Origin of the sequence: Acinetobacter sp. SH20PTE14, assembly GCF_021391555.1 — a bacterium.
Classification (GTDB): domain Bacteria; phylum Pseudomonadota; class Gammaproteobacteria; order Pseudomonadales; family Moraxellaceae; genus Acinetobacter; species Acinetobacter amyesii.
This window is the reverse complement of the sequence record NZ_CP090067.1, coordinates 1,396,248-1,419,143: the sequence shown is the minus strand read 5'-3', so window position 1 is coordinate 1,419,143 and position 22,896 is coordinate 1,396,248. Positions and strand designations below refer to the sequence as shown.

Genomic DNA, 22,896 nt, shown 5'->3' with positions numbered 1-22,896 from the left:
AAACTTAAGCCAACTTCAATAAACACGTACCGCATGCTTGAGCAATATTTGCCTTAGAAATTGTTGGGCCATTGTTTGCAAGGTCTACCATTTTTTTAACTGACTCAGATGCACCGTAACGCTGGACGACTCCATGGAACTCTTCGACATCGTGACCGCGTAAATAATATTTGTATTCACCAGTGGATGTGCTTACCAGATAGTTTCCATCTTCATCACGCTTAGCGCCGATGTGATACAACTCATGTTCAATCAAGGCACAAAAATCAACATCGCTTGCCTTGTAAGCAAACCATGCATCGATAGTGATAATGAATTTAGGCACACAGCCAAACCAATCAATCATTTGTTTTTCTTGCCGAGCCTTACGCCAACCACCCGCCATTGGTGCAAACTTTTCAGTCTGCCCTAATACCACTTGCTCAGCCTTAATAAACCCTTTTGAAGCCCATAGCACTTTGAATAAATCATCATCCCATGGAGAGATATGAGCATGGTCGGGGTTGTGTAGTTCGCCTTCTTCATTAATGAAAGTCTGCAATATCCAGTCTTTTAATTCATGCGCTGGTTCAAATCCCATTGGGTCAACAGGATCAATATCCAGTAAAGCGTCTGGCGGCATTGGACGTTTCACTGCTTCATCTCCCAAGCAAACATCAAATCATCAGGTGTTTGCAACCAACACCCATGTTTATTACAGAATGCATGAATGTCATTCAAATACTCGGTGAACTGATCGACCGTTGCATCCCTTGTGCTAATTAGCTCATTTAGCCCATCTGCCACTTGTTGATACATCGGATGATTTTGTTCTTTTAAAACTTTGACTGCGTTAAACGTGGCTCTGTACTGGCCCACATCATCACGCGCATAGATACGCGCCAAGAATTGTTTCTTAAAATACAAGTGCTCGTATTCTTTATCCGTGCCTTGACGCTTAGCCCACTGGTTCATCCACATCCAATAAAGGCGATTCTGTGCTTTACTCCGGTCATCTTCTTTTTGATTGATCCGAACGACCAAAGGTTTGCCATCATTAATCGCCTGAGTGTAATTGGTATGCATGAAGTTAATGGCTTTGGTGATGTCGGCATGTGACTGGATAGGAAACACGGCTTTTTGCATTTCCTATTCCCAATAAAAAAACCACCCCGAATGGAGTGGTTCATAATTTCACATTAATTTAATTGGTAATAAGCATAGTATGCATTCTTTTCACAATCATTAAGATATTTAAAAATATTGTGAGCATTAAAAATGCAATTAAAAAAATGAGAATCTTTGAAGAAATACATGTGTATACCGTGTGAGTTAATTCCCCTACTTTTGAGTAAATTAAACACACCAAGACAAGCAAAAGTGCTACTACAATTGAAAAGCTAATATTAAAATATAACTGTCTCAATAACGCCTTTTTGTCTGTGTAATTTTCATCAAGATTCTTACTAAAAATCCATCTATATGCAGCAGAATCATTCAAACTTGGGTTTTTATCAATTTCTTCCTTAAAAAGTAGATACTTTTCATATTGTTCATCTATTTTATTCTCTTGATCAAAGATCAAAACCAAAACCGATAATAGTAAAGCTGTAAATATGGATCCAAAATTAACAAGTAGTGAGAGAGTATCTCCTGTAATTTCAGACATATAATACACCGCTAAGCCGGAGAGAATTAGAGGTACAATATAGAAAGTAAAAAAATCATACTTGTTAAAAGTTCCATCACTATTCCCTAAGGTTGAGCAATGCCCTCGTATAATAGAAATGATATCGATTTTTTTGCTCATAATTTTATACTCAATATTTTCAGTTAAGCTGAAAAATCTGATTTAATCGTTTCGCACCACGCCAAGATACTTTCTGTAGTTGGATTTCCATCATTAAAATCAAGCTCATCAGGTGCTTCAATTATACAAATTGCATCTGTGATATTTGTACCAATTCTTACCTTTCTTGTTTTCCCATCTCTTTGAACGGTTGCTACAATATTTTGATAATCTTGTTCAAGGACTTCTAGTAATTGATGTTGTTTGGAGTCGTCCTTTCCAAACGAACCCCAAGTACCAAAGTTGCCGCCCTTAGGTGCTTTAATGCTAATCACAGTTTCTGCTTTAGGAGTTATATTCGCAACCTTATCCGCTAAATCAGAGTGGTTATTCTTAGGAATGGCTTTTATCTCTTTAGTCATCGCTTCTTGCCACATCTTAAGAGACTTTGCATACGACTTCGATTTCATTTGGAAAACTCTATCGTATTTAGTTCGGCACATCTTATTAAGCATTTCTAAGAACGCAGCTTTTATTCCTGATCCCCTAACTCCATGAAATAATACTAAACCATCCGATTTTGAGGCGGGAAGATAGAAATAAATAAAATGAGGTATTTGTTCAGCGAAGTTCACCCCTTTTTCATATTTTTCTTCTGGATTAAATACATTTATTACTGTATTTTTTTGCCCATAGTTTCCAGTGCAAATCCATCCATAAATTCTTCTATTTACTACATCAAAAACAAAGTCATCCCTAAAAACTATTGTTGACTTAACTTTTGGGTCGACTTCCGCACCTTCCTTTTGTTTTTCTTCGATCCATGTTTTTAGCAATTCAAATGCATCTACTTTGCCATTAAATAAGGACCCAAGTAAGGGATATCCGACTTTTCCATCAATCTTATCGTGCATTCTTATCCCGTACGGATGTAGCGTATGCATAATTTCCCCATTACTTAAATATAAAATTTATCTTATGGAGTAAAATAATATCACATTACATTTTTTAACAAACTAAAATTAATCAAAACACCTCTCTATCTTCCATCACCAACATCCGCTCAACTCTCACCAACCACTGCTCAAACATTGCTTCACTCTCTGCCCGATTACCCAATTTAAAGGTATCGAACCTAAAGTGACAGGAATGGCAAAGCGGCACTGTGAACTCATCACTGGCTTTGATTGATCTACCCTTACCGTGCTTGGCTGAATTACTGTGAGCCGCCTGTGAGTTTGGATTACCACAACGCACACACGGTAGCTTTCTAATTTCAGCGAGTCGTTTTGGGTTTCTCATGAAGTAATTCTTCTATGCTTGCGATCTGCTTACCAATCTTTCTCAACTCAGCACCGCAGTCTTGACGAAATGCATAACTTGAATACAAATGATTGTAATTCATCAAGCGAGCTTGGTTTGCTTTAAGCAGCTCTAAATTTTTGGATGCCTCTACTCGATCAACCATAATCACCCCGCAATAGAAAAGAAAAACCCTCAACATCTAGAATGCGAGGGCTTTTATGTGCCGTAATACGTTCGGCAAATTATTTAACTTCTTTCAAACAACTACGACAAACCTTTATCTCATCACCATCAATCGTGTGATCAATTTCAACCGCACTGTGGAAGCCAAATAAGCATTTTAAAAATTGGAGCATGTGGATCTCCGGGTAGCAAAAATCAACTGTAGCTATCAATGAATCTTAAAAATACAATTTATAAAGGCTTTGTTAATTCTAAAAACTTTTTTCGAGGCCTCACGTAAATAATTTCTTTAGAATCCTGCGGGTCTCCGAAATTAAAAGAGTTAATGTCAGGTTTCAATCTATAATAATTTTGAAGTAGATCTAACTCTTTATCTTGCCCGGACTTTTCGCTATATCTATGGGTTTCTAAAAATTTAGCGACTTTTTCAGATACAAATGCGAATTGGTGTAAATTATTCTTCAAGTTTGTTGCATCTTCATAAACATTAATGTCCGGCTGCTTTTTTGACACTAAGTAATAAAATAGAACAGCCTCATTATATAATTCTATTTCCAATCCCTGTATGAGCTTTATTTCCCCCTCCATCTTTTCAATTAAAAGAGAAATTGCTTGAGACTTCGAAACTGGCCTTAAGGCTTGAGGTTGAAGCACTGCATTCAAATCAGTGAAATAACGATATAAGTTCTGAATGCATTTCTCATACATTGTATAAATGAAGAATATTTTTTCAGCTTTCTCATTCAGGTTTTTCTCATATACTTCTTGTTTTGCTGAATCCTTTTTTACACCCTCTTACCACTCCCAAATAAATATACCGACTAAAATAGTTATGGGTACCATGAGTGGCTGAACTAAGAATGAATATTCATTACCGGTAATTACTGCAATTAAAATCACATAGATTACATACAACAAAATAAAAAGCTTAGGATTATTCTTCAAAATCGTTTTCATTATCAAAAAATCAAATTACTAGAATATATCAAATATACCCTAAATTTCAGCTATTAAAGATCACCACGGTAGATCTATGCCGTGGTCCATAGCTACTCCCTACTTTGATCGCCAGTGAATAGGCACACTACTAATCAATTTTCGGTTTCATCTTCATTTTTTTGGCGGGGCATCACTCCCAATTCTGATTTTACTTTCCTGCATATCCTATTCATGCTCGATGAACTGCATGGGTTGTACCCTCTTTCGCGGGGTCTAAGCGTAGCTTAATAGCTAGTTAGGCAAATGCTGGCATGGCCGCTCTCCAGTTAAATCACTTGTGCATGTCACAAGCACCTTTATAAATTTCAGGCAACAAAAAAGCCCACCGTTTGGTGAGCTTAATTTAATCATGGTCAGAAACTGCGTAATACGACCAGTATAGTAAAACTATACCTTGGTTTCCGAAATAATGGAATCCCTATGCACGCATTTCTTTGTAAGTATTTTTCTTATACTTCTGAACAGCTTGAGAAGCCTCTTCAATCGCAGACTCAAGCGCCAAACACATCAGGTTTTCGTATGGTTTCCACGTCTTACGATAAAGTTCGGCTTGCATCTGCATCGAATTAATACCCGCATAATACAATCGACCTTGCGCTGTAAAATTTCCTTCAAGCTCAGGATTTAATGCAAAGTCAATTACCATACGTGCAACCAAGTATGCCAAATGATTCATGGTGATATGCTCAGGCTCGCGCTTCTTATCATCCTTAGCATTGACCAACATAATTTTAACCAAGTGATTACGCACATACTCATAATCGCTTTCGCACTTCCCATCAAAGACAATAAGCGCTGTAACTGACTTTGCAAGCTGTGTTTCCATGCTCGCAATCGCACCCAAACGATCTTCATAATTCAAAGGCTTCTCCCCAGTGCCATGTGCCTGTGGCTCAAAGTTTGGTGACTTCGCTGCAATACCTTTGGTCAACCACTCAAACGGTTCAAATTTTTCTGCTACTGCATTCATCCCTATTCCCTCTTACAAATTCACGTATTTAAAAAACAAGGTAGTCCCGTCCTGTTGAGGGATTGAAACGCCTCGGCCCTGCTCTAAAGTTTCAATCTGTTCTGTTGTTAAGTGTTTGCCTTCGTGTTTTAGGAAGTCTTCCTTGGAATCAAATTTGGCTTTTCCATAGATATTTGTATTGGTCTCATTCCAGTGCTCATAAAGCCAATACTTACCATTTGAATAAAGTGCCCAATCAAAATTATTAGCATTCATCCCAATCCCTCAAACTTCTCTAATATCGATATCGTGTACTGTTTTCATCAAGTGTTTCTTATTGCGATAACTCGGTAAATTTCTCGTTCCCGGCGACTTCACATCCTCAACAACGAATTTCCCGTTTTCGATGTATGTGAAATCCGCGTAATACCTCAATTCAGGTTTTGCCCTTTTCTCTCCTTCCAATTTCACCTTAGGTGCCAAGACAAATTTGACCTGACACTTAAGCTCTGAAATTTCACCCCTCTGCATTCGCGCTGTAAGCTCGATATAGCGCTTATACTCCTTGACGCTATCAAACTTCATTCCATCCTTTTCAATGCGCTGAGCGTTAAATTTGCTGCGCCCTGACTTGGGTTTGGTCTTGTGCGCGTATTGAGCGTGATATTCAGCGAGTGAGATACTGGTCATGCAATCTCAATCCATAGGTGTTTTTAAAAATTGAAAACACATCAATCACACTGAGATTTGGGTCTCTTTTCCAAACTTGCTCGATATGAAAACCATATTTAGAATCATCTTTAACTTCGATGTATTCCAGCAATGTGTCTTGAACCAAGCCTTTCAGATAGCCAAAAGGCTCAACCTCATCAACCCAAGACTCCTCACGGGTTTCGATGTGTACATACTTAATCCAATCGCCACCCCAGAGATCAAAATCACCCGATTCACACCAGCCGCAATCAATTAACAAATCCATAGCCCTTTTGTTGAGTTTCTTTTTCTGACGTTTATTCATACTCATCCCTCAATCACCCTCGTCGTCGGCGCAATATGATTGCGAATGTCTGATACATGATCGGTTCGGTCGTGGTCTGCGATGGCTGCACGTAGATCGGAAATTAAGTAACTTTGCTGCCCTGTCATGTTAGGAAAGCTCAGCATTGAAATGTGGTACTCGTTTCGAGTGATCCAAAAAACCGCCCACTCAGGCGCCCCATCCACAATTTCCCGCATTTGTTCGATTGTTAGATTCATGCTGCATCTCCTTTCACATTCATGATGTCTTTAGCGTATTGAGTCGCTTGATAATGACTCGATGAAACGCGCTCTAAATATCCCGCTTTCACATGCTCATTTAGCAAGCTGTAGACTGTTGCTCGATGGAAATCAAAAACTGCCTCTTGCACATCTGCGACTGAAAACGGTTGAGTTGCATAGCAAGCGAACAACATCAAACTAATTTGGTCTTCAAAGAGAACTCTTTTTTTAGGTTTGCTCATGCTGCACCGCCTAAATATTCAAATGCGCTTTTAGCCACGATTGAAACTTGTCCATTTCCAATGGCTTTAAGTCTGTCCACCCGATTGGCCACCCCATCAGCCACTCGACCCAATTCGGGTTCAATACTCCACCACCGTGTCCACTCTTGACCGCACCCGCCAATCCGTTTTGATGATGGCTGCTCACCTTGCCTCGCTTGTTTCCATCCGATGCTTTTGGTGTTGGATATGTTTGAACAATTACCTCCAAGGTTGGTGATTTTCTCGCTAGATCCGCAGGAGATCCATTTCTCTTCCAATCGGATGCCACGGGTGTTGGAAATTGTTGCCGCCTCTTTATTAGAGCCCTCCTGGAGTTGCTTCCACCATTCAGGCCGGTGCAGTTGGGCGTATGAAAGAAGTTCTCCCCGTTTGGCAACAATCCAGATTCGGTCCCGTTGATGGGGCGCTCCAAAATTGGATGCTGAAAAACGTGCCCATTCTGCGTCATACCCCATTTTGGCAAGGTCACTGATGACTCGGGTAAGTCCTCGGGAAACAAGCATTGGTGAGTTTTCCACGAAGACGTATCTAGGTCGTACTTCACCAATAATTCGAGCCATCTCGGCCCACATTCCTGATCTTGCTCCATCAATGCCTGCACCTTTTCCGGCTGAGCTAATGTCTTGGCATGGAAATCCGCCAGATATAACGTCAATAATTCCTTGCCATGGTTTTCCGTCAAAACTGCACACGTCAGACCAAATTGGGAAAAGCGGGAGAACTCCATCATTTTGTCGTTGCGCCAAAACTTGTGCTGCGTAGGCATCACGTTCAACTGCGCAGACTGTGTTCCATCCAAGCAAATGCGATCCGAGTATTCCGCCACCAGCGCCTGCGAAAAGAGCCAACTCATTTAAACCACCTGTATTATTATTTTGTTCAAGCCAATCGATCGTAAGGTTGTCATGTTGATCCTTCACACCCCACCTCCTACACGCTGATCCGCCCAGTTACATTCCACAATCACTAGGCCATCATGCTGAAACCGCGACCAAAGACGATCACCCAAATCCTTTTGCAACTCAGCCATCGTCATATTGGAAATCAACATCGTTGGCTTTGCTGCGTCATAACGCGCATACAAAACTTTGTGCACAAGCTGCAACCGATTTTCGTGACGGTCATGCAAGCCGTATTCATCAAGAATTAACAGGTCATATTCGGTGAATCGGTGAATTGCGTTTGATTCATTGTCATCTGCTTTTTTCCAAGCATTCGCAATCTCATTACCCATATCTTCCGAAGTGATGTAACGAGCATATTTGCGTGATTCCAAGACGTTTCGAGCTACAGCGCATGCCAGATGTGTTTTGCCTGTGCCTGTACGACCCACCATAATCAAATTGCGGTTAACGCCTTGCTTGAAGTCCTTAGTGAATACTGTGCAGTGTTGCTTGGCATTCTGCTGACCAATATTTTTTACGATGTAATCTTTGAAGCCGCTATTCGCATGACGAGCTGGTAACTTAGCCCCCTCAAAATGCTTTTCACGAACCATGCGATTTACTTCAACCTCGTGATCCTTGTGAGCTTTGTTTAAAATCTCTGAAGCGCATTGCTTGCAAATTGCAGATTGCCCTACTCGAACTTTTTGAACCTTGTGAGCTTCACAGAACTCAGCACTCATTTGGATTTTTGTATTCAGGATTGAGGCGTTCATACCAAATCCTCCAATTCAACGTTGTCACTAGCAGGTGCGTAATGCTGAACCTCACCCCACGCATCGTTTACGTTTCGTGAATTTTGTTTTTCAGGAATACGGCCTGTAGATTTTTTAGCTTCACGCTCAGTCTTAGCCAGTTGTTTTTCAAATTCCTGAAAAATCCACTGTGCAAACTTCCGAAGTTTTTGGTTATCAGTGAGCTGGTGATTGTTTTCATGGTGAGTATTAAAATTCCCAAGATGGAATTGAAAATCTTCCATGCCTAGGATTTCAGAAACTCGTCGAGAATATTTTGTGGTTCTCAAAGCAATCGCCAGTTGTTCAAGATCTGGTTTCCAATGATCACTTTCTGAAAAATCTTCTTGCGCGTTTGTGTGTGTATTCTCTTGTTCCTGCTCCTGTTCCTGCTCTTGGCTTGCAAGGGGCTTCGAAGGGGCTTCGTTTTTAACTACTTTTTTAACTGTATTTTGACGTTTTTCAGTCATACAAAATGCTTGACTGTATTTATCGTAAAAGCTTGCTAGATAAGGGTTTGAAGGTAATGAGTTGTATTCGTTTTGAACACCAATACTGCGCTTATCAGTACTCTTTAATTTGTCAGCAATTTGGAAGCGAGCCATTTCATGCACCCACACCATTTCGGAAGCGTGGTCATAACTGCAAAAACCTGCTTCGCAAGCCCATTGAAGCCCCTTCGAAGCCCCTTCCATGCCTAAGCCTGTTTCATGAGCTACATATAAAAGTGGCATGTAGTAAAGCCCCAACATATTGGCGTGAGGGCTAGTCATTAAATACATAGACACCACTAAAGACTCAGGACATTGTCTCAACTGTTTACCAGTCGATCCTGTCCAAAAGTGTGGTGATACTTTTCCATATTCGCGCATAGCTTCTAAGCTCCTTCGAAGGGGCTTGCAAGGGTTAAACCACTGATGAAATGAATATTTTTAGGGCTTAGACATTTGCCCCATTGGGGCTGTTGTGCTAAATTAGATTTCATATTCAATGACTCCTGTTATTTGAATTACTAAAAGCCTGATCTAGACCATCAGGCTTTTTCTTTGCCTAAATCCCTACAAATCCCTTCCGATCCCTCGTGGAATTGAACCTCAGTACTTAAATCCCGCAACAAAGCTGATACTCCCAAGCGCTCGAATGATTTTGCTTGTAAATTAAGTACATGCCACTCACCTGCTATTTCTTTCTCAAGTAAATAAGCAAGGTACTGTGCAAGATCTTTTCCTTTGATATTTGAGAGAACCTTTGCACGTTCATGGTTCTCAGGAGACAAGCGAACATGTGTAGATTTTTTATCAAGACTCATAAGCACACCTCTGTTTGGCGCTTAAGTGGAACTTTTCCGCTTGCTAAGTCGCGAATCTGATATTCACGTGCAAGTGGTATTTTATTTTCTGGCCATTGGTAAACAGCTGGCGGCTTGATTCCAAGCATTTCAGCCAACTCAACACCATTAACGCCAAGTAGCTCAAAAGCTTCTTGTCTGGTCATTTCGCACACCTTAAAAATAAGATTTCTTAGTATTTAATCAAAGAAAACTTATAAAAGCAATATGTAAGATAACTTATATGGAAAATCAAACTATTGGTCAGCGTATACGTGCGCTTAGACGCTCAAAAAAATTAACTCAAGCGCAATTAGCTAAGATTGCAGGTGTAAGTTCGCCTGCTGTCACGGAATGGGAAAAGGATAGTTATTTACCTAAAGCAGCTTCACTTGATGCAATAGCAAATGAATTAGGTGTTTCTACTGAGTACATTCTTACCGGTAAAGGCGAGCCTTGTAGCACTTTTGGAAATGTAACACCTGTTGTGTCAAAGATGGCCCCAGTACTTTCATGGGTGCAGGCTGGCGTATTCACCAGTGTTCAAGCTGTTGATATGTCTCAAGTAGAGGAATGGCTTCCACTTCCTGAAGAATGTACAAATTGTTTTTACTTAAAAGTTCAAGGTATTAGTAACAATCCTGATTTCCTTGAAGGTGACTATATTCTTGTTGATCCTGATGTTTATTACAATGATATGCAATCTGGAGACATGATTGTTGTAAGAAGACTTGAAGACGCTACATTTAAGAAATTGGTAATTGAGACTGATGGATCTCGATACCTTCAAGCACTAAATCCAAACTTTCAACCCAATATTATTCCTCTAGATGAGGACTGTCATTTTGTTGGTCAGGTTGTTGATTGTATTCGCTATACATATCGCGCTAAGCGTAGAACAAGAATGAATTAAGACAATTCACCCAAGCATGAGGGTGCTTGGGGTTTATTGAAACTGCGAACCCGACGCAGTCCTTAAGAACAGATCGGGCGGAGAGGTAAATGGTAGACAGAATGGAAATAAGCAAACCAATTGAAATTAAAGACAATTCGATTGAAAGAATTGCTTTTGATTTAATGGAAAAAATTTCTCAATCCGAATCTTATTACAATCTGGATGAGCAAAAGCAGAAAAATCCTAGAGAGTATTTTCTTAAGCTCTATAATCAATGCTACAAGGTTGTTGATTATAAGAATGTTGATATTGATAAGCTTCTAGGGGAATAATTAATTCTTTTTCTCAAAAAGCTCTTTCTCAATTTTGTTGATATTAAAGATAATTGCATCAGCATCTTTGATGCCAGACTGAATAAACTCAATCACAAGTTTTAGTTTTTCATTATGATCTAACATGGTGAAACTCCATTGAACCCACCCCAGCGGTGGGTTTTCTTTTGTCTATTAAAACACAAAAATAAGTTTCCAAAGAATTAATATAAGATTTCTTATAAAAACTATTGACTATAAAACTAAGTTTTCTTATATTTATCTCACAGACATTAAAAAAGCACATCAATCCTCTTACCTACTGATGTGCTTTGCAACTTGCGAGGTCATTATGGAACAACAATTTTCACATAGCAATACACCAGAGTTTGCTTCTAACAAAAGCCAAACATCTGCGCGTCTTTATCAACACCCTACCGCTGAAGAAATGAAGCCTTCTAAAGCTAAAAAACGCATTGGTGATTTCTTCGCTATCGCCCTGCTTATTTCAATCTTCTTTGGATTGGCGTTAATGGCTTTTTATAAGCATGCGGAACAAATGGATCGTCAGGCTGTTGCTGCGATTAAGGGAGGTGTCAAATGAGCATCCTTCTTGGAAATCTAAGTGTTGCAGAAATTGAATTAAGACTCGGAATTAAGTTCCCTCAGGAGATTGCTGACTTCATGGGTGATAACCATCAGGCAAGTGCTCAAAATGTTCAGCCTGGTAAATGGCACTGTTTTGATATTCCTTTCAATTTGGTGTGTGGTGATGTTGAGACGGCAAAGAAGATTTATGGCGCGTTAAAAGAGAAATCAGCCGAATGTAAAGAATCTCTCCGCATCTCGGTTAATGGTTAGGGGTATCAGTATGAATGCACACCTTAAACCCACTCTTCTGGCAACACATCACATTTTGCAAGATGGGCAGATTTGTCTCTTTCGTAGCGACACAAAGCCAAATCAAAAATTAGTTAATGGTACTTGGGTTGACCTGTACGAAGACGCAAACGTAGCAAGTTGGGCTTCTCGCATTAATCAAAAACCAGTGGTTAGAAACACTGTACAAATTAAACCCTCACCTATTTACCCACGTAAAAACGTGCTTGGCGCGTACCAAGGGGATTGATATGAACACACAAGTTAATGTGAAGGAAATTGAAAACGCTCGTCAAGAATGGCTTGCTTCTCGTCGCCTTGGTATTGGTGGTTCTGATGTTGCTGCAATTCTTGGATTAAGCAAATACAAGTCTCCGTACCAGTTATGGCTAGATAAGACCAATCGTGCTGACTTGGATGATTCTGAAAGTGAGCCTGCTTACTGGGGCAACCAACTTGAAGATATTGTAGCTAAGGAATACGCAAAGCGAAACGGTGTGAAGATCCAGCGTGTGAATGCCACGATTAAAAATCCTGAACACGACTGGATGATTGCCAATATTGACCGCGCCATCATTAACCCTGAAATCTCGGGCAATGTACGCATTAAAGACGGCAAGCTTACAACTGATCGTATTCTTGAGTGTAAGACTGCAAACCAATATTTGGCAAAGCTTTGGGGTGATGAACAATCCGAGCAAGTACCAGATTATTACCTGACTCAGTGTCAGTGGTACATGGGAAATACGGGCGCAACCCTATGTGGCCTAGGTGTGCTGATTGGTGGGCAAAAATTTCGAAGCTACCAGATTGATTTTGATGAAGAGTTATTTGCAATGCTTCAGGAAGAGTGCTCAAAGTTTTGGTTTGAGCATGTGCAAGCAGACATGCCGCCTGCCCCTACAACTTTCGATGATGTGTTGCACCGTTGGTCACATCACAATGCTGACCAAGCCTTAACTGCTGATGATGATTTAGTAGAAACCATTGCTGAATATAAAGACCTTAACAAAACCATTAAGGACGCTGATAAAGAGCTGGATGCTCTGAAGCTAAAAATCTGCAGCCGCATGGAAGATGCGGAAATGATTATTCAAGAAGAAAAGCGTCTGGCAACTTTCAAGTACCAAGAGCGCAACACACTGGATAGCAAAGCACTGAAAGCAGCTCATCCAAAAATTTACGAACAATTTGTGAAGACTTCAAGCACTCGTGTTTTACGTGTGTCTTAACCAGTATTTATAAGGAATAAAAAATGAACTCAATCGTTAAAGTGCCAACCGCAAGTGTGAATTTCTTAACGCCAACCAACTTGCAGGAAGCTATGCAGATTGCGGATCTGCTTGCTGGTTCGGATATTGTGCCAAAAGATTATCAGCGCAAGCCTGGCAACATTCTTGTTGCTATGCAATGGGGTGCTGAAATTGGATTACAACCTTTACAGGCTATGCAAAATATTGCCGTCATCAATGGTCGCCCTTCTATCTGGGGTGATGCAATGCTTGCACTTGTGCGTAGCTCAGGTCTACTTGATTTTATTCGTGAAGAAATCTCGGAAGATGGTACAAAAGCGACCTGTACTGTTAAGCGTAAAAACGAAGAACCTGCGGTGTCGATCTTCACTATGGAGGATGCGAAAAAAGCAGGATTATCAGGTAAACAAGGCCCATGGACTCAATACCCTAAACGCATGTTGAAGCTACGTGCACGATCTTACGCTTTGCGAGATATTTTCCCTGATGTTCTAAAAGGCATGGCAATTGCTGAGGAGGAAAAAGATAAGGAGATCGATATCACCCCAGCCTCATCAGAAGTAAATGCGCCAAAATCCAATAGTGGTTCATCAGCTTTAAAAGCTCGGATGGCAAAAAAGCAAGCTGTTGAATCTACTGCTGTTGAAGTTGATTTTGATGTTCAAGCTTGTCTTGATGCTATTGAAACAGCTCAATCATTGGATGATTTGAAGGCTATTGCCAACACAATTCCTGCAAATTTGGGTGAGCCTGCCAAATCCACGATTAACTCCGTTTATAAGTCACGCAAAGCTGAACTCTCGGAAGCATTCCCTGATTCCTCTGTACAGTCGGTTATTTCTGAAATCAATAATGCCTCAGATTTAGATCAACTAAATGAGCTAATGCAGTCTCGCTTTGAGCCATTTACCGCACAAATGACAGAGGCTCAAATCAACCAGATCAGTAGTGCTTACGATGCTCAAGAGGCAGCACTAACTCCATGAGCTATCAATATTCTGCAATCACCCGAGTGCTGTTAATTCAGCACAACGGTCGGGTTAAAACTTACCGCAATATCAATCTATTTGGGATTGAGGATTGCATTCAGGATTTCGTGAATAGTTGGGGGTATCGACATGGCTAGACTTGCAAACTCGGTTTCTGCAGCGTTTTTAGAATGGCTAGATCGTGGCGGTCACAAAATCGAACTCAAGAAAAACGCCATGATTGTAAAAAAGCAATTTAGCGATGGTGTGAAACGCAGCGTGATTCCTTTCGGGCGTCACGAAATTAAAGAGTTTTACGAATTGGACGAATACCTATCCCAGCGTTATGAGATTTTTCTAAAGCAGTATTTCAATAATGGGAAAGGTTTTATTCAGGATTTGCATTTAGCTATGGCGAGCAAGTATCGCAAGGCTGTGATGATAAATAATTTAGCGAAGGTGGCGTGATGTTTAAGGTTGGTCAGTTAGCTGTAAATATCAACAATAATTCAGTCCATCAAATTAGACATATTAAAGTCCAGAATGGCGAGCAGTTGTTGGGGTTTGGAAAGAAACCTATGGCTTGGTCTTTTGCTAAAGACTATAAAAAATACTCAAAGGTGGTGTGATGGAAAATCCAGAAAAAATTGAAATCGAAGGCTTAAGAACGATTAATAAACTTTGCAAATTTGGTGCTGATCACAATATGGAAGGCTGCACCTTTACTGAAATCGTTGAGCGTATGTTTGATGAATTAGCCAAAGCCCAAGCGGTGCCGGAAGGGTTTGTTTTGGTGCCAATACAACCCAATGAGAAGACACTTATAAAAATGTCATGGTCGGTGGCACTAGGTGAAGATCAACACGGCAACTCTGTTTACTTATCAATTGATGAGGCAAAACAAGCGTATGAGGCAGTGATCGAAGCACAGGAGCAAGACTAATGGGTATTTTAACTAAAAATTACGTTGTGGTTATGGAAGATGGAAGCAAATGGGCGGTCCCTGTTCGCTTTATTGCGGAGCATCGTGCTAAGTATTTTGCGGAAAAAGACAATGTGTCAATTGCCGAAAGCTTAAATGAAGACACCTCTCCACTTTTTGAAGAAGATGAATATGAAATTCATGATTGGGCTGCGAACAATCTAAATTTTAGCGATGTTAAAGGTGTGGCGAAAATGGTCTCACCACCTGATGTTGATTATGAAGATGGTTGGGCGAATGGTGAATATGAAATTCAGGAGCCAACCAATGACTGAATACAAAATTACAAGTCTAAAGGATCTACTAAACATCCCTGTGGATCGAATTGATGATTGCTTGGATGAGTTAAAAGATGGCCTAAAGTTGATGCATGCTCAAATGGTAGCTTTTGAAATCCCTGTGGTTGACGCTGTGTTCGATAGCTTCACCTGGAAAGATGATGGCGCGAAAGATATGACCAGCAATGCACATTTTTCTTGTGGTGGTGTTGTTCAAGTTAAGGTGGATCAAAATGACTGAAATTCAATTAACAAAACCTCAATTCGCTCAGCTCCAAATTGACAACCTCACATCTAAAGATATGCCCTACTTTGAAAATTGGGATACACAGGAGGTTGAACTGTTTAATGCGATTGTTAATGCAGTCGATTACGACAATGAGTTTACTTTCAATATGCGCGGTTGGTCTCGTCAACGTGTAGTGAATGGCACAGGCGGAATGATCGAAGTAAATGAAATGAATGCGGATGAGCTATATCACTTGTTTAGTTGTTATTTGAGTGGGTTGCCTAGAAATGTTGTGGAAAGTTTGAAGGAGGTGTCATGAAAATTAAGCTAAATGAAATGTCACAGCAAGACAAAGATATGCGCTTAGATCGCTTCCTTGCTGCATCAGATCAACAGTTATTTCCGCAGGAAGATGTAGCAATATACCTCTCCTGCTCCATTCATACCTTGCAGCGCTTGCGCTGTGTAGGTGGTGGCATTCCTTATACAAAGGTAGGCCGATGTGTAACTTACAAGAAGTCGGATGTGCTGGCCTACCAAGAGCGACAAACCGTAATGAATACAGCCCAACTTGCCTCTTAGTCGAAGCAGTTGAGCTTACCCTGATACACGGCTTCAATGTCATTCATTGCAAGCCGTAATTTCTTGAGTGATACCTGCACATAACCACCAGTCACATCGTTTTTAGCACCAGAGCGATGGTTTAAAAGTCGCTTAATGGTGTATGGACCATAGTCCAAATTATTGCAGATTGTCGCAAAAGTTCGACGCAAATCGTGCAGTGAAATTTCAATACCTGTTTGCTCGCCTATCGTTCTTAACAAGCCTTGAGCGCCTGCAATATGCTTTGCATCTGAAGTCATATTGGAGCCCGGGAAAACATAGTCATTTCTTCGCAGCTCATAACGCTGTTTGATAATCTCAAAAAGATGATCACCCATTGGTAATAAGTGGTCATCACCGTTCTTTGGATCCTTAAAGACAAATAAGCCCTTCTCAATATCTACATTTTCCCACTTCAGGGTTTGTGCTTCATTTCTGCGGCACCCGGTATACATGATGAATAGCACCAGATCTCGTGTGGCATTCTTGGATGCGTCCTCATATAAAGAACGCTCAGTGAAATAATTCAAGACTGCATTATAAAAAGTATAGATATTACTTTCATCCAGATGGCGTGTACGTGCTTTAGTTTTATTCCAGCCACGTTTTGCAGGAATCACATCAACCGGGTTTTGTTTGAGAATGGGATTTTCATCAGTTGAGCAATGGATTTGGGCGAAGCGCCAGATGGACCCAAGCATTTTTAAAGTAAGGTTGGCTTGAGTGGGGCTATATTCGGTCAACTTAATGAACCGGTCAAATACATCCTTTTTATTGATTTCAAATATAGGCCGTTCTTTCCAGTCTGAAAGAAAGGTATTAATGCAGTGATTGTAGGTATTCACAGAAAGCGGTTTTAATTTTCTTTGCTTTAAGTACAGGTCGAACGCCTGACTTAATGTGATCTCATTATTTAAGGCATCTTTCTTTTTCTCAAAAACACCATTAGCAATATCAGCCAAAATGGACTGAGCCTTTTTTCTGGCTTCTGCAGGTGTAATCTCATTAGTCTTGCCTAGCGTCACACGGAATAGCTTCCCGGCATGTCTCCGCTCGACAATATAAGATTTGCTTTTTGTTGTAGCTCGGACTGCAAAACCAATCAAATCTGAGTCACGATAGATGGCTTGCCCTTTTTCAGTCAATGCAATAGCATCAACATTAGATTTGTTGAGTTTCATTTCAAGCTTAATTTACAAATTCGACACTTGCATTTTAAGCCTGAAATTACTCAACAGTCTACATATAGTCTACACGTTATTTTTTAGTGTAGACGTGATGTATAATAAATTAATATATAACAACAACTTAAATCACCCTGTACTTTCTGACTACTAGAAGCGCCAGTTCTGAGAACATTGTTCTGCGTTTAATCTAATTGGCTGTAAATAACGGTATATCATTGTTTTTAAATATATTGTATATATGCAACACTTCGCACTAACAACCACTAGTAGTCTACAAATATAATTCAACAGTCTACAAATCAGTCTACATTTTTTTAATGACTATATATAGGTATAATTTGGATGGAAAAAATAACTACAAGAGATGGATATGAAAACATGGACCTACTTTTATATAGAGCACACGATTAAGAATGGAGAGATTTTTAGGAAGGAGCCCGGGTGGGCTTTAAATTTACAGAGTAATTTTGTAGTGATGAGTGGGGTGTGGAGTTGAGGAAGATTAATCCAGTTGTTTTAAGTGTTGTCGGCGGGGTGTCTATACTCGCAGCAACTTATATTTTATTTTGGGTTTTATTTTTATGTCTTGATTCACCTAATGCAGCTAGGGAAGCTATTAATGTTTTAGGTAGTTATTTTGGAGGGGTTGCGACGCTTTGGGCTGCTTTTATTGCAGCTTATTTATTTAATGATTGGAGGGTTCAAGAAAAAACAATATTTATCAGAAATGTAGCTTATGAAACATCAAGTTTGATTTTAACTCTATTTAATATTATGCAGGGTTACATTGAAGAAGAGGAAAACCTGCTTAACCAAATCATGCCCATTCAATCGCAGATTACATTTAAATTAGCAATCTTAAATAGGCAAATCAAAGATAATCAAATGCACCTTGTGAATGATAATTTTCAAGGATTTATGATTGATTATATTGGCGCTATTAAGTTGTATCAGCATGATAGGCAGGCTCTCAAAGGTCAAGTAAGCATACTGATAAAGAGTTATAGTGGTGAACTAGGCTATATTTCTGAATTGGCTAATTTGGATAATGTTTTCGAAAAGCTAAAAACAATCCGCACCTAGATAACCTTCACGCATATCCCCACACTCACATTCGTCGTAATTGAATGAGCTGTGCAGCCTGATAAGAGGAGGCACAGCAATAAAGCCTTAATTACGACTTTCATAATCGATCAACACTTTGGCCACAGCCTTAGCAGCCAGCCAGTAACGCGCATTAAATCGAGCAAGCTCATCTTCATTGGAAATAAAGCCTAGCTCGACAATCAAGCCACCAGCATTGATAAATCCAAGTTTACCGCGTGCTGACTGTGATTGATCAATCCAACCTTTATCACCACGTAAGCGACTGCCAAAAACATCGGCCACAGCTTTAGATAATTTTTGAGCCAAGATCTTATCTTTGGGGAGGGCAATTGTCTCAATACCATTTGCTTGGCTATTTGTAGATGCATTCATGTGAAATTCAATTGCGATCGATGCACCTTTCGCCAATGCGATAGCATTTGTAAGCGGGAGATTGATTGTTCCTGCGCCATCGGTTTTATAAGACAGGCCTGCGGCTGCAAGATAATGTGCTACAGCATTTCGGAATTGTCGCACCAATTCAGCTTCTTTATATTTGCCATTTACCGCACCCGGATCCGAGTTGCTATGCCCTGCTGTAATTGTCACAAATTGATTTACATCGTGCAGTTCGGGTTGCTTTTTCAGGCGGGCAAGCACCATGGCCACACCAACAAACACACCAACCCACTCCGCAATGTTTTCAGGAATCTTGTTTTTAAGTTCCTGTGGAATAACATTCCAGATATTTAAAAATTGCTCTGAGAATAAAATCAATGCATAAAAAAAGGCGCTTAATGCGCCCACTTGTACCGACTTGAGTTTCCAAGCTTGTTTCCAGTTATCAATCAATTTCATTTTTCCTCTCTCATATTTCGTTCATAAATTTTGTTGCGGATTTCTTCAACCGTTCTTAAGAGTTGGTCAGATTGTTTTTCAAGAACCTGAATGCTTTGAGCGTTGGTCGTGGTTTGAGTATTTACTGTGTCTGTCTTGGATGTTTGAGTATTCCAAGCGACGACGAATAAACCTGCTAAGAAAATGCCCCCAAAGCGCACAAGATTAGTAATGCTATCAATTTTGGTTTTACTTTCATGTAGCACTCTGATCTGTGAGTCCACCTCCTTAAATCTTGGCTCAACTTCATTCCTGAGCTGCTTAATCTCACTTTTGAAGTTTAACTTTGCTCGTTCTAAATCTTCTTGCAGATTGTCGCGTGTTTGCGACAAATCACTTCTGGTCTGCTGATGGTCTTTATTAAGCTGCTCCAACTGCATATTCATGCGGTCAAGTTTTTGAGGCATTTCAGCTAACTTATCCATATTTTTTGATATGTCGCTGATCTTGTCTGAGATAGCAAGCAACTGCCCTGCTGTTGCTATCGGTGGATCAGTTGTGTAGTCATTCGACATTGCGCCCCCTAATTTTTGGCAATAAAAAAGCACCTTTCGGTGCCATTGTTTAAATGATTCAGACTTCAATCTGACTGTGTTGACCTAATGGTGCTGGCCGTAAAATTTGTTGATTTGAAATGAATACACGTTGGCCGATGTTGTAAGCTGTCCCGCTTGTGCAAAGCACAGGTCCAGATCCTCCATCCACTTGAACACGATATTCAGGATGGTTTGAAGAAGTAATTGTTCCAATTAACTCAACATGCGTCGGGTTCAGTAGTTTGCGAAGTTCAAATAATGGATTACTCACGATGAATGCGCTCCACTTTGATAGATTCTGTGACTTTGCCATGACTAAATGAACCGCTCACCGAATCAATGACTCCCCACCACTGTCCGTGGAATGCCACGGTTTTACCCGGCAGCATTTCTCCAATTTCTTGAGAGACCGGTAAACCAGACAAGGTGTGGAATTCTTGAATATTGGCTTTAATTAACTCCATCTTGCCAAAGCTTGCACCCGACACGACATCGAACATTGGACCAGTCACAGCCTCAAGAGGAATATCACCTGCAGTATTGCGCTGTTTCACAGTCAGGCTGTCACCACTTCGACTATTCACGACATTAATGGCATTGAAGTCGGCGATGTAATCCTTGTTTTGTTCAATGGTTTGTTGAATCACGATACTCTGTGAAATCAGAATATCGTAGTCGTCCACAGTCATTGCATCCCAATAGCCCTTTTTATAACGAGGCAAGATTGAAAGCGTATTACCTGACTTTTGGCTGTAGATGAAACCACCACCAACTTCAACAACATGCTTTATTGCATCCAAAGGTGCAAGTTCTGCATAGCTCAGACTCTCAATTGGTACGATCCACCCCACATCATCAATCAACTTCCAATCCAATTCGGTACCAGATTGAGCTCGATCAATTTCTGCTTGCACGAGCTGTACAGACGTTCGCTCATTGTCTTGAATAAAGGATCGTTTTGCAGCGTAATCTACTGCATTCAACGCTGTAACACTTCGACCATCATAGGTATAAGATTTATTCGCAAACTTAATCGTTTCTGTTTCAGTCTCAAGTAACACATGATGTTCAAAGCCATTGATCATCAATTTCAGAATCACTGGTAGGTCATTGATTGGCTGTAACTTCTCTTTTTCAGTGTGTGCCACGTTAATTGAGTATGACCAGCACCAAGTGCTGCGGCTGCCGTTGTATGTGCCATTAATGACCTTAATCGACTCACCATTATCCAAGCGTTCAGCACTTAAATTATTCACGATATACCACCAATTACGATTGGGCAGTGCTGGAATACAATCATCCGCACCAAAATTTAAAATGACATTGTGTGAATCAACGTCATGACACAAGCAGACAAAATTTAAATCACCGCTACCTTCATATTTAGGTAATTCAGGCTTTGGCCAAGGTTGGATCGGATGCTTGCGATAATGTATGGATTTGGCTTTATCCCAAGGCAATTCTGACTTGGTGATAATCTCTAAGCCTTTATCCCATTCAAATGAAAAGCGCTTCTCAAATTGCTCAGCGACTTCATGTGAGTAGGTGAATTGCTTACGCCGACGAATCATTTCTTGCCATTTTGATTCGCGATTGTGACGCAGCTTAATTGACTCTTCATGTACATAGAGTTGATGAATAAAGCGCTTATCACCTTCCTCCCAGTGCATATATGCATCAGAATTTAAACCAGTTGCTTGCTCATGAATGGATCTGATCGCGCGACTCAATGATCCTGCTTGCTCGTACTGAATATTTGCTTGATTACATAAAACCAAACCCTGCTCATAAAAAAGAGCCTCATTTGAGACTCTTAGAATTGGTTTTGACCACGGTATTTCCACCACGCTTAAACTTGCGATGGCTTTTTTGAACTGTGTACTAAGATTTATTGATACACCCAAAACATGGTTAATATCGAATAGTGCCTCGACCTCAAGCATGAAGTTTGTATCAAGAACTGTATCAATCGTACATAGGTTTTCAGCGAATTCAGCAACAATTTCAAAGCTAAAACTGGTGTCTAGGACGGTATCAATCTGCCCAATGACATCAATATTGTCTTTAAAGACTGCGACAACTTCAAAGCTAAACTCGGAATCCAGCACCGTGTCTATGACTGCAGTATTTAAATCACTTTCGGCATAAATTACAGTGACTTCAAAACTAAAATCAGTCTCTAAAACCGTATCAACAACTGCAGATACATCATCCCCAAAGTTGAGATTAGTCGAGCCATCGGCCAGGTGCTCAAAATTCAGAATGATGTTATGGCTATCAGTGTTATCCGGTTTAAAGTTTAAGTTTAGATTGTGTACATCAACGGTGCCGAGCTTATTTTTAAAATCCACATGAGCACCCTTTTTAGTTACGGTCTAAGTTTGATGGACTGGATAAACAGTGTGCCGCCCACGACCAAATTGGTATTAGCCAAGCTAATGTCAGTACCCACAGTTAGATCTGCTGCCACCTCGCCCGCACCATTATAAATCCGTGCCCATGTAGCTGTGCCCGACTTAATCACCGAGCCTGTATCAGTGGGATGTAATTCAACATAAGTTGGCGTAGTTTCTTTAATGCAGGGTTCAGGAAAAACCAAAGTGACCAAAGCATTGTTAGAATCTGCCGCAACGTCTGTATTTGCAGGCTGCACACCCTCATAAAAAATAACGGTAGCACTTTGGCTACCGTTATCCATAAATTCCGAAAAGGCTTGAATCATGGCAAGCCGAGCATTGATCGATGTTTTACTCATTTTGGCACCACGTTATCTTGAATGACAGCGTTGAATTGAGAGGCTGGGTCATGAGCCACGATAAAAAAGACCATTTTTGAGATTTGGGTAAATTCATAATTTCCTTGGTCATCTGTGGCTACTTCCTTAATGAAACTACCAGACTGTTTATCGTAAAGCCTAACCTTGCAGGGTATTCTGACATTTTGCTTTGTTACCACCCCTTTTATACTCAAGGGTTTTTCAAAATTAACGCTAAAATCATAAGCATGTGGGTTTATGTTTGGTTTTATATCAAAAAGCAT

At 40.3% G+C, this 22,896-nt stretch carries 42 protein-coding genes; 16 read left to right on the top strand and 26 right to left on the bottom strand.

Going from position 1 to position 22,896, the window contains the following annotated elements:
- Nucleotides 1–4: 4 nt before the first annotated feature.
- The 18 genes from LXF01_RS07080 to LXF01_RS06995 all read right to left on the bottom strand — a co-directional run bounded on the left by LXF01_RS07080 (nucleotide 5) and on the right by LXF01_RS06995 (nucleotide 9,920).
- Complete coding sequence (locus tag LXF01_RS07080) at nucleotides 5–634, bottom strand: putative metallopeptidase (protein WP_442781354.1); 630 nt, start codon at nucleotides 632–634, stop codon at nucleotides 5–7.
- The gene (locus tag LXF01_RS07075) at nucleotides 631–1,125 is read right to left on the bottom strand and encodes a hypothetical protein (RefSeq protein ID WP_233945269.1); all 495 of its coding nucleotides are present in this window, start codon (nucleotides 1,123–1,125) and stop codon (nucleotides 631–633) included. Before LXF01_RS07075 ends, LXF01_RS07080 begins: the two co-directional genes overlap by 4 nt.
- 58 nt (nucleotides 1,126–1,183) lie before the next feature.
- Nucleotides 1,184–1,789 carry a hypothetical protein gene (locus LXF01_RS07070; protein ID WP_233945268.1) on the bottom strand — a complete coding sequence of 202 codons (606 nt, stop codon included), beginning with the start codon at nucleotides 1,787–1,789 and terminating at the stop codon, nucleotides 1,184–1,186.
- Between the two features lie 23 nt (nucleotides 1,790–1,812).
- Entirely contained in the window at nucleotides 1,813–2,682 is an 870-nt protein-coding gene (locus LXF01_RS07065) for a hypothetical protein (protein ID WP_233945267.1), read from the bottom strand.
- Between the two features lie 112 nt (nucleotides 2,683–2,794).
- Nucleotides 2,795–3,070 (bottom strand): DUF968 domain-containing protein, encoded by a 276-nt coding sequence (locus LXF01_RS07060; protein ID WP_233945266.1) that lies wholly within the window; start codon nucleotides 3,068–3,070, stop codon nucleotides 2,795–2,797.
- Nucleotides 3,045–3,236 (bottom strand): hypothetical protein, encoded by a 192-nt coding sequence (locus LXF01_RS07055; protein ID WP_233945265.1) that lies wholly within the window; start codon nucleotides 3,234–3,236, stop codon nucleotides 3,045–3,047. The genes LXF01_RS07060 and LXF01_RS07055 overlap by 26 nt, the downstream gene beginning before the upstream one ends.
- Nucleotides 3,237–3,487: 251 nt before the next feature.
- On the bottom strand, nucleotides 3,488–3,910 hold the full coding sequence (locus LXF01_RS07050) for a hypothetical protein (RefSeq protein WP_233945264.1): 423 nt from the start codon (nucleotides 3,908–3,910) through the stop codon (nucleotides 3,488–3,490).
- 763 nt (nucleotides 3,911–4,673) lie between these two features.
- Entirely contained in the window at nucleotides 4,674–5,225 is a 552-nt protein-coding gene (locus LXF01_RS07045; RefSeq protein WP_233945263.1) for a hypothetical protein, read from the bottom strand.
- A 12-nt stretch (nucleotides 5,226–5,237) separates the two neighbouring features.
- Nucleotides 5,238–5,480 carry a hypothetical protein gene (locus tag LXF01_RS07040; protein WP_233945262.1) on the bottom strand — a complete coding sequence of 81 codons (243 nt, stop codon included), beginning with the start codon at nucleotides 5,478–5,480 and terminating at the stop codon, nucleotides 5,238–5,240.
- Nucleotides 5,481–5,489: 9 nt separating this feature from the next.
- A complete protein-coding gene (locus tag LXF01_RS07035; RefSeq protein WP_233945261.1) occupies nucleotides 5,490–5,894 on the bottom strand; it encodes a DUF1064 domain-containing protein in 405 nt (134 codons plus the stop codon).
- Entirely contained in the window at nucleotides 5,872–6,222 is a 351-nt protein-coding gene (locus LXF01_RS07030; RefSeq protein ID WP_233945260.1) for a hypothetical protein, read from the bottom strand. Before LXF01_RS07030 ends, LXF01_RS07035 begins: the two co-directional genes overlap by 23 nt.
- 2 nt (nucleotides 6,223–6,224) lie before the next feature.
- Nucleotides 6,225–6,461: a hypothetical protein gene (locus LXF01_RS07025; RefSeq protein WP_233945259.1), complete on the bottom strand. Its 237-nt coding sequence runs from the start codon at nucleotides 6,459–6,461 to the stop codon at nucleotides 6,225–6,227.
- Nucleotides 6,458–6,706 (bottom strand): hypothetical protein, encoded by a 249-nt coding sequence (locus LXF01_RS07020; protein WP_233945258.1) that lies wholly within the window; start codon nucleotides 6,704–6,706, stop codon nucleotides 6,458–6,460. Before LXF01_RS07020 ends, LXF01_RS07025 begins: the two co-directional genes overlap by 4 nt.
- On the bottom strand, nucleotides 6,703–7,641 hold the full coding sequence (locus LXF01_RS07015) for a DNA cytosine methyltransferase (RefSeq protein ID WP_233945434.1): 939 nt from the start codon (nucleotides 7,639–7,641) through the stop codon (nucleotides 6,703–6,705). Before LXF01_RS07015 ends, LXF01_RS07020 begins: the two co-directional genes overlap by 4 nt.
- A gap of 23 nt (nucleotides 7,642–7,664) precedes the next feature.
- The gene (locus tag LXF01_RS07010; RefSeq protein WP_233945257.1) at nucleotides 7,665–8,408 is read right to left on the bottom strand and encodes an ATP-binding protein; all 744 of its coding nucleotides are present in this window, start codon (nucleotides 8,406–8,408) and stop codon (nucleotides 7,665–7,667) included.
- Nucleotides 8,405–9,298, bottom strand: a complete 894-nt coding sequence (locus tag LXF01_RS07005) for a hypothetical protein (RefSeq protein ID WP_233945256.1) — start codon at nucleotides 9,296–9,298, stop codon at nucleotides 8,405–8,407. Before LXF01_RS07005 ends, LXF01_RS07010 begins: the two co-directional genes overlap by 4 nt.
- 161 nt (nucleotides 9,299–9,459) lie before the next feature.
- A complete protein-coding gene (locus tag LXF01_RS07000; protein ID WP_078191951.1) occupies nucleotides 9,460–9,735 on the bottom strand; it encodes a hypothetical protein in 276 nt (91 codons plus the stop codon).
- Nucleotides 9,732–9,920, bottom strand: a complete 189-nt coding sequence (locus LXF01_RS06995; RefSeq protein WP_180004867.1) for a Cro/CI family transcriptional regulator — start codon at nucleotides 9,918–9,920, stop codon at nucleotides 9,732–9,734. Before LXF01_RS06995 ends, LXF01_RS07000 begins: the two co-directional genes overlap by 4 nt.
- A 77-nt stretch (nucleotides 9,921–9,997) precedes the next feature.
- Between LXF01_RS06995 and LXF01_RS06990 the strand changes: the two genes are divergently transcribed.
- Together LXF01_RS06990 and LXF01_RS06985 are read left to right on the top strand one after the other, a co-directional pair.
- Complete coding sequence (locus LXF01_RS06990) at nucleotides 9,998–10,666, top strand: LexA family protein (protein ID WP_233945255.1); 669 nt, start codon at nucleotides 9,998–10,000, stop codon at nucleotides 10,664–10,666.
- Between the two features lie 89 nt (nucleotides 10,667–10,755).
- Entirely contained in the window at nucleotides 10,756–10,980 is a 225-nt protein-coding gene (locus tag LXF01_RS06985) for a hypothetical protein (protein ID WP_233945254.1), read from the top strand.
- Here LXF01_RS06985 and LXF01_RS17530 read toward each other — a convergent pair whose 3' ends face one another.
- Entirely contained in the window at nucleotides 10,981–11,106 is a 126-nt protein-coding gene (locus tag LXF01_RS17530; protein WP_267967531.1) for a hypothetical protein, read from the bottom strand.
- Nucleotides 11,107–11,311: 205 nt separating this feature from the next.
- Between LXF01_RS17530 and LXF01_RS06980 the strand changes: the two genes are divergently transcribed.
- The 13 genes from LXF01_RS06980 to LXF01_RS06920 are packed head-to-tail and all read left to right on the top strand — an operon-like array spanning nucleotide 11,312 to nucleotide 16,130.
- Nucleotides 11,312–11,563, top strand: a complete 252-nt coding sequence (locus LXF01_RS06980) for a hypothetical protein (RefSeq protein WP_233945253.1) — start codon at nucleotides 11,312–11,314, stop codon at nucleotides 11,561–11,563.
- The gene (locus tag LXF01_RS06975) at nucleotides 11,560–11,820 is read left to right on the top strand and encodes a hypothetical protein (protein ID WP_233945252.1); all 261 of its coding nucleotides are present in this window, start codon (nucleotides 11,560–11,562) and stop codon (nucleotides 11,818–11,820) included. Before LXF01_RS06980 ends, LXF01_RS06975 begins: the two co-directional genes overlap by 4 nt.
- Nucleotides 11,821–11,830: 10 nt before the next feature.
- Nucleotides 11,831–12,088, top strand: coding sequence for a hypothetical protein (locus LXF01_RS06970; RefSeq protein ID WP_233945251.1), 258 nt, complete (start codon nucleotides 11,831–11,833; stop codon nucleotides 12,086–12,088).
- Between the two features lies 1 nt (nucleotide 12,089).
- A complete protein-coding gene (locus tag LXF01_RS06965) occupies nucleotides 12,090–13,070 on the top strand; it encodes a YqaJ viral recombinase family nuclease (protein WP_233945250.1) in 981 nt (326 codons plus the stop codon).
- Between the two features lie 23 nt (nucleotides 13,071–13,093).
- Complete coding sequence (locus tag LXF01_RS06960; RefSeq protein ID WP_233945249.1) at nucleotides 13,094–14,077, top strand: recombinase RecT; 984 nt, start codon at nucleotides 13,094–13,096, stop codon at nucleotides 14,075–14,077.
- Nucleotides 14,074–14,217 (top strand): hypothetical protein, encoded by a 144-nt coding sequence (locus LXF01_RS06955; RefSeq protein ID WP_233945248.1) that lies wholly within the window; start codon nucleotides 14,074–14,076, stop codon nucleotides 14,215–14,217. Before LXF01_RS06960 ends, LXF01_RS06955 begins: the two co-directional genes overlap by 4 nt.
- Nucleotides 14,210–14,527 (top strand): hypothetical protein, encoded by a 318-nt coding sequence (locus LXF01_RS06950; RefSeq protein WP_233945247.1) that lies wholly within the window; start codon nucleotides 14,210–14,212, stop codon nucleotides 14,525–14,527. Before LXF01_RS06955 ends, LXF01_RS06950 begins: the two co-directional genes overlap by 8 nt.
- Entirely contained in the window at nucleotides 14,527–14,688 is a 162-nt protein-coding gene (locus tag LXF01_RS06945; protein WP_233945246.1) for a hypothetical protein, read from the top strand. Before LXF01_RS06950 ends, LXF01_RS06945 begins: the two co-directional genes overlap by 1 nt.
- Nucleotides 14,688–15,002, top strand: coding sequence for a hypothetical protein (locus LXF01_RS06940; protein ID WP_233945245.1), 315 nt, complete (start codon nucleotides 14,688–14,690; stop codon nucleotides 15,000–15,002). The genes LXF01_RS06945 and LXF01_RS06940 overlap by 1 nt, the downstream gene beginning before the upstream one ends.
- A complete protein-coding gene (locus tag LXF01_RS06935; protein ID WP_233945244.1) occupies nucleotides 15,002–15,316 on the top strand; it encodes a hypothetical protein in 315 nt (104 codons plus the stop codon). The genes LXF01_RS06940 and LXF01_RS06935 overlap by 1 nt, the downstream gene beginning before the upstream one ends.
- A complete protein-coding gene (locus LXF01_RS06930) occupies nucleotides 15,309–15,560 on the top strand; it encodes a hypothetical protein (RefSeq protein ID WP_233945243.1) in 252 nt (83 codons plus the stop codon). Before LXF01_RS06935 ends, LXF01_RS06930 begins: the two co-directional genes overlap by 8 nt.
- Nucleotides 15,553–15,867 carry a hypothetical protein gene (locus LXF01_RS06925; RefSeq protein ID WP_233945242.1) on the top strand — a complete coding sequence of 105 codons (315 nt, stop codon included), beginning with the start codon at nucleotides 15,553–15,555 and terminating at the stop codon, nucleotides 15,865–15,867. The genes LXF01_RS06930 and LXF01_RS06925 overlap by 8 nt, the downstream gene beginning before the upstream one ends.
- Nucleotides 15,864–16,130 (top strand): helix-turn-helix domain-containing protein, encoded by a 267-nt coding sequence (locus tag LXF01_RS06920; protein ID WP_233945241.1) that lies wholly within the window; start codon nucleotides 15,864–15,866, stop codon nucleotides 16,128–16,130. Before LXF01_RS06925 ends, LXF01_RS06920 begins: the two co-directional genes overlap by 4 nt.
- On the opposite strand, the gene LXF01_RS06915 is transcribed toward LXF01_RS06920, so the two are convergent.
- Nucleotides 16,127–17,332: a tyrosine-type recombinase/integrase gene (locus LXF01_RS06915; protein WP_233945240.1), complete on the bottom strand. Its 1,206-nt coding sequence runs from the start codon at nucleotides 17,330–17,332 to the stop codon at nucleotides 16,127–16,129. The two genes, LXF01_RS06920 and LXF01_RS06915, sit on opposite strands and share 4 nt — an antisense overlap.
- A gap of 492 nt (nucleotides 17,333–17,824) precedes the next feature.
- On the opposite strand from LXF01_RS06915, the gene LXF01_RS06910 reads away from it, so the two are divergent.
- A complete protein-coding gene (locus LXF01_RS06910) occupies nucleotides 17,825–18,421 on the top strand; it encodes a hypothetical protein (protein ID WP_233945296.1) in 597 nt (198 codons plus the stop codon).
- 87 nt (nucleotides 18,422–18,508) lie between these two features.
- Here LXF01_RS06910 and LXF01_RS06905 read toward each other — a convergent pair whose 3' ends face one another.
- Genes LXF01_RS06905 through LXF01_RS06880 form a run of 6 tightly spaced genes read right to left on the bottom strand, consistent with a single transcriptional unit; the run spans nucleotide 18,509 to nucleotide 22,896 of the window.
- The gene (locus tag LXF01_RS06905; protein WP_233945295.1) at nucleotides 18,509–19,282 is read right to left on the bottom strand and encodes an N-acetylmuramoyl-L-alanine amidase; all 774 of its coding nucleotides are present in this window, start codon (nucleotides 19,280–19,282) and stop codon (nucleotides 18,509–18,511) included.
- Nucleotides 19,279–19,836 (bottom strand): hypothetical protein, encoded by a 558-nt coding sequence (locus tag LXF01_RS06900; protein ID WP_233945294.1) that lies wholly within the window; start codon nucleotides 19,834–19,836, stop codon nucleotides 19,279–19,281. The genes LXF01_RS06905 and LXF01_RS06900 overlap by 4 nt, the downstream gene beginning before the upstream one ends.
- Before the next feature lie 58 nt (nucleotides 19,837–19,894).
- The gene (locus tag LXF01_RS06895) at nucleotides 19,895–20,128 is read right to left on the bottom strand and encodes a hypothetical protein (protein WP_233945293.1); all 234 of its coding nucleotides are present in this window, start codon (nucleotides 20,126–20,128) and stop codon (nucleotides 19,895–19,897) included.
- On the bottom strand, nucleotides 20,121–22,208 hold the full coding sequence (locus LXF01_RS06890; protein WP_233945292.1) for a hypothetical protein: 2,088 nt from the start codon (nucleotides 22,206–22,208) through the stop codon (nucleotides 20,121–20,123). Before LXF01_RS06890 ends, LXF01_RS06895 begins: the two co-directional genes overlap by 8 nt.
- 17 nt (nucleotides 22,209–22,225) lie before the next feature.
- Nucleotides 22,226–22,612: a hypothetical protein gene (locus LXF01_RS06885; RefSeq protein ID WP_233945291.1), complete on the bottom strand. Its 387-nt coding sequence runs from the start codon at nucleotides 22,610–22,612 to the stop codon at nucleotides 22,226–22,228.
- Nucleotides 22,609–22,896, bottom strand: coding sequence for a carboxypeptidase regulatory-like domain-containing protein (locus tag LXF01_RS06880; protein WP_233945290.1), 288 nt, complete (start codon nucleotides 22,894–22,896; stop codon nucleotides 22,609–22,611). Before LXF01_RS06880 ends, LXF01_RS06885 begins: the two co-directional genes overlap by 4 nt.